Here is a 6,149-nt window from a genome sequence, read left to right on the forward strand (position 1 = left end):
CTTACAGAAGAATCATATTTGATTTTCTGCCAATTTGTCACTAATCTTCAATTTTGGTTGTATATTTGCATTTCATTTTTTGAATATGGAACCAATCGAAAAAGTTATAAACGAAAAAATACAAGGAAAAGCACTTGTAACCGAAAATAAAGCAGAAAACACTAAAAAACTATTCATAGAAAGCTACGGTTGTCAAATGAATATGAATGATAGTGAAATTGTTGCTTCAATTTTAGATAAAGAAGGTTATAATACAACTCAAATTCTAGAAGAAGCAGATTTAGTATTAGTAAATACTTGCTCTATTAGAGAGAAAGCTGAAACTACAGTTCGTAAACGTTTACAAAAATACAACAAGGTAAAACGCATAAACCCAAAAATGAAAGTTGGGGTTTTAGGTTGTATGGCAGAACGTCTAAAAGAGAAATTTTTAGATGAAGAAAAAATTGTAGACCTAGTTGTAGGACCAGATGCTTATAAAGACTTACCTAATTTATTAGAAGAAGTTAATGAAGGTAGAAATGCTGTAAATGTTATTTTATCTAAAGACGAAACATACGGAGATATTTCTCCTGTTCGTTTAAATACAAACGGTGTTACTGCATTTGTTTCCATTACTAGAGGTTGCGATAATATGTGTACTTTTTGTGTAGTTCCATTTACACGTGGACGTGAAAGAAGTAGAGACCCGAAGAGTATTTTAGGAGAAATTCAATCTATGGTTGACCAAAACTTTAAAGAAATTACGCTACTTGGTCAAAATGTAGATAGTTTTCTTTGGTTTGGTGGTGGTTTGAAAAAAGATTTCAAAAAAGCGACTGAAATGGCACAAGCAACTGCAGTAGGTTTTGCTGAATTATTAGACATGTGTGCTACCAAATTTCCAAAAACACGTTTTCGTTTTTCAACATCTAACCCGCAAGACATGCACTTAGATGTTATTCATGTAATGGCTAAACACAGAAATATTTGTAAATATTTACACTTACCTGTACAAAGCGGAAGTAACGCTATGTTAAAAGCTATGAACAGGCAACATACACGTGAAGAATACATGTCTTTGGTAGATAATATCTTTAAAATTGTACCAGAAATGTCTTTATCTCAAGATATGATCGTTGGGTTTTGTGGAGAAACTGAAGAGGATCATAAAGATACTTTAGACTTAATGAAATATGTAAAATACGACTTTGGTTTTATGTTTACCTATTCGGAAAGACCAGGCACTTTAGCTGGAAATAAAATGGAAGATGATGTTCCTTTTGAGACAAAAAAACGAAGATTACAAGAAATTATCGATTTACAACAAGAACACGCATTATTAAGAACACAACAACATTTAGGTAAAACAGAAGAATTTTTAATTGAAGGTACTTCTAAAAAGAACCTGAATGAATGGAAAGGAAGAAATACGCAAAATACAGTTGCCGTTTTCGCAAAAGGTGACTATAAATTAGGCGATTTTGTAATGGTAAAAGTAGAAGATTGTACATCAGCAACTTTAAAAGGAACCGCTGTTGGATATTCTGATAATAATTAATATCAGAAAAGATTCTAGATATTCTGAAACTAAATTCAAAAAAAAAGTATCGAAAACATTCAAAATATAAACCAAGAGTGTTTTCCCCTTCGGGGAAATTAAAAGGGGCTATATGGAAAACTTACAAGTAATAAAACAACGTTTTGGAATTATCGGTAACGATATGCATCTTAACAGAGCTTTAGAAAAAGCTGTTAGAGTTGCACCTACAGATATTTCTGTTTTGGTTACTGGTGAAAGTGGTGTTGGTAAAGAAAATATTCCAAAAATCGTACACTCGTTATCACATCGAAAACACGCAAAATATATTGCAGTAAACTGTGGTGCAATTCCAGAAGGAACTATTGATAGTGAATTATTCGGGCACGAAAAAGGTTCTTTTACAGGCGCAACACAAGATAGAAAAGGATATTTTGAAGTTGCCGATGGTGGAACTATTTTTTTAGACGAAGTTGGTGAATTACCATTAACAACTCAAGTACGTTTACTACGTGTTTTAGAAAATGGTGAATTCATAAAAGTTGGTTCATCAAAAACACAAAAAACTAATGTTAGAATTGTAGCTGCAACCAATGTAAATATGCAATCGGCTATTGAAAAAGAACGTTTTAGAGAAGATCTATATTACAGATTAAGTACTGTTGAAATTCATTTACCACCTTTAAGAGATAGAAATGAAGATATTCATTTATTATTCAGAAAATTTGCTGCAGATTTTGCACAAAAATACAGAATGCCATCTATACGATTAGATGAAAATGCGGTATCAGTATTATTAGACTATCGTTTTCCAGGTAACATACGTCAATTAAAAAATTTAGCGGAACAGATTTCTGTAATTGAAGAAAGCAGAACAATCTCAGCCTCTAAATTACTTCAATACTTACCTAATAACAAAGGAAATTTACCAGCAGTTATTGGTGGTAAAAAAGAGAATGATTTCTCTACAGAAAGAGATATTATGTATAAAATTCTTTTTGACATGAGAAATGATATCAACGATTTAAAAAAGTTGACTTTAGACTTAATGAAGAACGGAAATATTGAAGAAGTTCAAGAAGAGAATCATCAATTATTAGAGAAAATTTATAACGATAAAGAAAGAGAGCATGATATTGAAGTTTTAAACATACCTCAAAATTCATCCACAGAAAAAGATTATGATTTTATTGAGACTATTGAAGAAGACGAATCTTTATCTTTACAAGACAAAGAAGTAGAAATGATTAAAAAATCTTTAGAGAAAAACAGCAATAAACGTAAGTTAGCAGCTAAAGAGCTAGGAATTTCTGAAAGAACTTTATACAGAAAAATTAAACAATACGATTTGTAGAAACATGAAAAAACTACTTTACATCACATTTTTTTCAATTTGCACATTATTATTTGTGGCTTGTGGCGCATACTCTTTTACAGGAGGAAGCACAGGTGATGCAAAAACATTGCAAATAGATTTTTTTCCAAATCAAGCACCTTTAGTAGAGCCAAGTTTAAGTCAACGTTTTACACTAGATTTACAAGATTTATTTACACGACAAACAAATTTAACGTTAACAAAATCGAGCGGAGATTTATACTTTAGTGGAGAAATTACGGGTTACAGAATTACACCAATGAGTGCTTCTGCAAATCAAACTGCTGCACAAAACAGATTAACAGTTACCGTAAATGTACGTTTCGAAAATAAATTAATAGAAAAAGATAATTTTGAAAAACAATTCTCTTTCTATTCAGATTTTGCAGCAACGGCGCAACTTATAGGTGGCGTTCAAGAAGCAGCATTTGATGAAATATTAGAAAGGATAACACAAGATATATTTAATGCCTCTGTTGCTAAATGGTAATTTTTTCAGTAAGTTGTAAGCAGTAAGCAGTAAGCAGTAAGCAGTAAGCAGTAAGCAAAAATAACATTTTGAAAACAGATACTTTTATAAATTTATTAGATAATAGAAATGAGATCCAGCAATTAGAAACTACTGAATTAAAAGCTGTTGTTGAAGAATTTCCTTATTTTCAAAATGCAAGAGCATTGTATTTAAAAGGCCTTAAAAATCTAGATAGTTTTAAATACAATAATGAATTAAAAATAACTGCAGCTTACACAACTGACAGAACCGTTTTATTCGATTTTATCACTTCATTTAATAATGATGTTAAAAACAAAGAAAATATTCATCAACAGATATCAGAAAAAATTTCTCTAGAAAAACCAGAAGAAAAATTAATGCTTACTACTCCAAGTTTAGAAATTAAAAATGAAGTTGAAAGTGTTGTTAAAGTTGAAAAAAAGTTAGAAATAGGTAAACCTTTATCTTTTTCATCAAATGATAACCATTCTTTTCAGCAATGGTTGCAATTATCAACAAAAAAAACAATTGTTAGAACCAAAAATAAAACAGTTGAAAAAACTGAAGAAAAAAGCAATTTAATTGATAGGTTCATTCAAAATAACCCTAAAATAAAGCCACTAGTTAAAGGGAAAATAGTTACTGTTCCTGTTCGCCAAAATAAGCAAGATACTGCTTTAATGACAGCCACTTTAGCTAAAGTTTATCTAGAGCAAAAGAAGTATGAAAATGCGATACAAGCTTATCGAATTTTAATTTTGAAATATCCAGAAAAAAGTGGTTTCTTTGCAGACCAAATTAAAAGAATACAAATTTTACAAAAAAATAAATCATGAGTTACACAGCGTTTTTAATTCTAATTTTGATTGTAGCCATTGCATTAATCTTAATAGTGATGGTACAAAATCCTAAAGGTGGAGGATTATCTTCTTCTTTTGGAGGTGGTGGAGCACAATCTTTAGGTGGTGTACAAAACACAAACAACTTTTTAGACAGAACAACTTGGACGTTAGCAATTGCTATGTTTGCTTTAATTTTATTAGCAAATTTTGCAATTCCTAGAGATGGAGACAATAACTTTCAGTTAGACAATACTTTAGATGGTATTGAAACTACAACTCCTGCAGAACCAACAACAAATACTAACGATAGTTTAAAATAATTATCTGTTAGAAATAAATTAAAATGCCAACGTAAATGACACGTTGGCATTTTTTTTGTAAGATTGAACTTCATAATTTAATCTTTGAAAAAATGTCAGTTTTAATACAGTGGCATAATTTCTGACTAATTACTAAAAGTAACATATAAATTAATTATCTAAAAATATAACAATGGGATTGAACATTAAACCTTTAGCAGACAGAGTTCTTGTTGAACCTGCTCCGGCAGAAACAAAAACAGCATCTGGATTAATTATACCAGACAACGCAAAAGAAAAGCCACAACAAGGTACTGTTGTAGCAATTGGTAATGGTAAAGTTGATGAGCCTTTAACGGTTAAGGTTGGCGATACTGTTTTATATAGTAAATACGGCGGAACTGATTTAAAATTAGAAGGAAAAGATTATTTAATGATGCGTGAAAGCGACATTTTAGCAATTATATAATTCAATAAAAATTAAGAAAATGGCAAAAGATATAAAATTTGATATAGAAGCTAGAGATGGCTTAAAACGTGGAGTTGACGCTTTAGCAAATGCAGTAAAAGTAACTTTAGGACCTAAAGGAAGAAATGTAATTATTTCTAAATCTTTTGGAGCTCCAACAGTTACAAAAGATGGTGTTTCTGTGGCAAAAGAAGTTGAGTTAGAAAATGAGCTTGAAAACATGGGAGCTCAAATGGTAAAAGAAGTTGCTTCTAAAACCAACGATTTAGCTGGTGACGGAACTACAACTGCTACAGTTCTTGCACAAGCAATTGTAAAAGAAGGTTTAAAAAATGTTGCTGCTGGTGCAAATCCTATGGATTTGAAACGTGGTATTGATAAAGCTGTTATTGCAATTGTTGCAGATTTAGAAAAACAAACTAAAAAAGTTGGTAATTCTTCAGAAAAAATAAATCAAGTTGCTGCAATTTCTGCAAATAATGATAACACAATTGGTGAGTTAATTGCCAAAGCTTTTACCAAAGTTGGTAAAGAAGGTGTTATTACTGTTGAGGAAGCTAAAGGAATGGAAACTTATGTAGATGTTGTAGAAGGAATGCAGTTTGACAGAGGTTATTTATCTCCTTATTTTGTTACAGATGCAGATAAAATGATTGCAGATTTAGAAAATCCGTATATTTTATTATTCGATAAAAAGATTTCTAACCTACAAGAAATTCTTCCAATTTTAGAACCAGTTTCTCAAGCAGGAAGACCTTTATTAATTATTGCTGAAGACGTAGATGGACAAGCATTAGCTACTTTAGTTGTAAATAAATTAAGAGGTGGTTTAAAAATCGCTGCAGTAAAAGCTCCAGGTTTTGGAGACAGAAGAAAAGCAATGTTAGAAGATATTGCTATCTTAACTGGTGGAACTGTAATTTCTGAAGAAAGAGGATTTTCTTTAGAAAATGCAACTTTAGATTTATTAGGAACTGCAGAAACAATTACAATTGACAAAGACAATACTACAATTGTAAATGGTTCTGGAAATGCAGATGCTATTAAATCAAGAGTAAATCAGATTAAAGCACAGATAGAAACTACAACATCTGATTACGATAAAGAAAAACTACAAGAACGTTTAGCTAAATTAGCTGGTGGTGTTGCTGT

At 30.9% G+C, this 6,149-nt stretch carries 7 protein-coding genes; all 7 read left to right on the plus strand.

Annotated elements, in window-relative coordinates; all coding sequences use genetic code 11:
* Positions 1-85 precede the first annotated feature (85 nt).
* Positions 86-1,540 carry a tRNA (N6-isopentenyl adenosine(37)-C2)-methylthiotransferase MiaB gene (gene miaB / locus V3V28_RS08480; protein WP_331364595.1) on the plus strand — a complete coding sequence of 485 codons (1,455 nt, stop codon included), beginning with the start codon at positions 86-88 and terminating at the stop codon, positions 1,538-1,540.
* Between the two features lie 112 nt (positions 1,541-1,652).
* Positions 1,653-2,873, plus strand: coding sequence for a sigma-54 dependent transcriptional regulator (locus V3V28_RS08485; protein WP_331364596.1), 1,221 nt, complete (start codon positions 1,653-1,655; stop codon positions 2,871-2,873).
* Positions 2,874-2,877: 4 nt separating this feature from the next.
* The gene (locus V3V28_RS08490) at positions 2,878-3,384 is read left to right on the plus strand and encodes an LptE family protein (protein WP_331364597.1); all 507 of its coding nucleotides are present in this window, start codon (positions 2,878-2,880) and stop codon (positions 3,382-3,384) included.
* Between the two features lie 68 nt (positions 3,385-3,452).
* Positions 3,453-4,223 (plus strand): tetratricopeptide repeat protein, encoded by a 771-nt coding sequence (locus tag V3V28_RS08495; protein ID WP_331364598.1) that lies wholly within the window; start codon positions 3,453-3,455, stop codon positions 4,221-4,223.
* Positions 4,220-4,549: a preprotein translocase subunit SecG gene (gene secG, locus V3V28_RS08500; RefSeq protein ID WP_331364599.1), complete on the plus strand. Its 330-nt coding sequence runs from the start codon at positions 4,220-4,222 to the stop codon at positions 4,547-4,549. The genes V3V28_RS08495 and secG overlap by 4 nt, the downstream gene beginning before the upstream one ends.
* Positions 4,550-4,721: 172 nt before the next feature.
* Positions 4,722-4,997: a co-chaperone GroES gene (locus V3V28_RS08505; protein ID WP_088355328.1), complete on the plus strand. Its 276-nt coding sequence runs from the start codon at positions 4,722-4,724 to the stop codon at positions 4,995-4,997.
* 19 nt (positions 4,998-5,016) lie between these two features.
* Positions 5,017-6,149, plus strand: a 1,133-nt coding sequence (gene groL / locus V3V28_RS08510) for a chaperonin GroEL (RefSeq protein WP_331364600.1), incomplete at its 3' end; no start/stop codon positions are given.

The organism is Polaribacter sp. (genome assembly GCF_036480315.1).
Classification (GTDB): Bacteria; Bacteroidota; Bacteroidia; order Flavobacteriales; family Flavobacteriaceae; genus Polaribacter.

Bases quoted from the DNA above. Each gene is read 5' to 3' on its own strand.
- V3V28_RS08505 (WP_088355328.1), top strand. From the start codon at position 4,722: ATGGGATTGAACATTAAACCTTTAGCAGACAGAGTTCTTGTTGAACCT.
- V3V28_RS08490 (WP_331364597.1), top strand. From the start codon at position 2,878: ATGAAAAAACTACTTTACATCACATTTTTTTCAATTTGCACATTATTA.
- secG (WP_331364599.1), top strand. From the start codon at position 4,220: ATGAGTTACACAGCGTTTTTAATTCTAATTTTGATTGTAGCCATTGCA.
- miaB (WP_331364595.1), top strand. From the start codon at position 86: ATGGAACCAATCGAAAAAGTTATAAACGAAAAAATACAAGGAAAAGCA.
- V3V28_RS08485 (WP_331364596.1), top strand. From the start codon at position 1,653: ATGGAAAACTTACAAGTAATAAAACAACGTTTTGGAATTATCGGTAAC.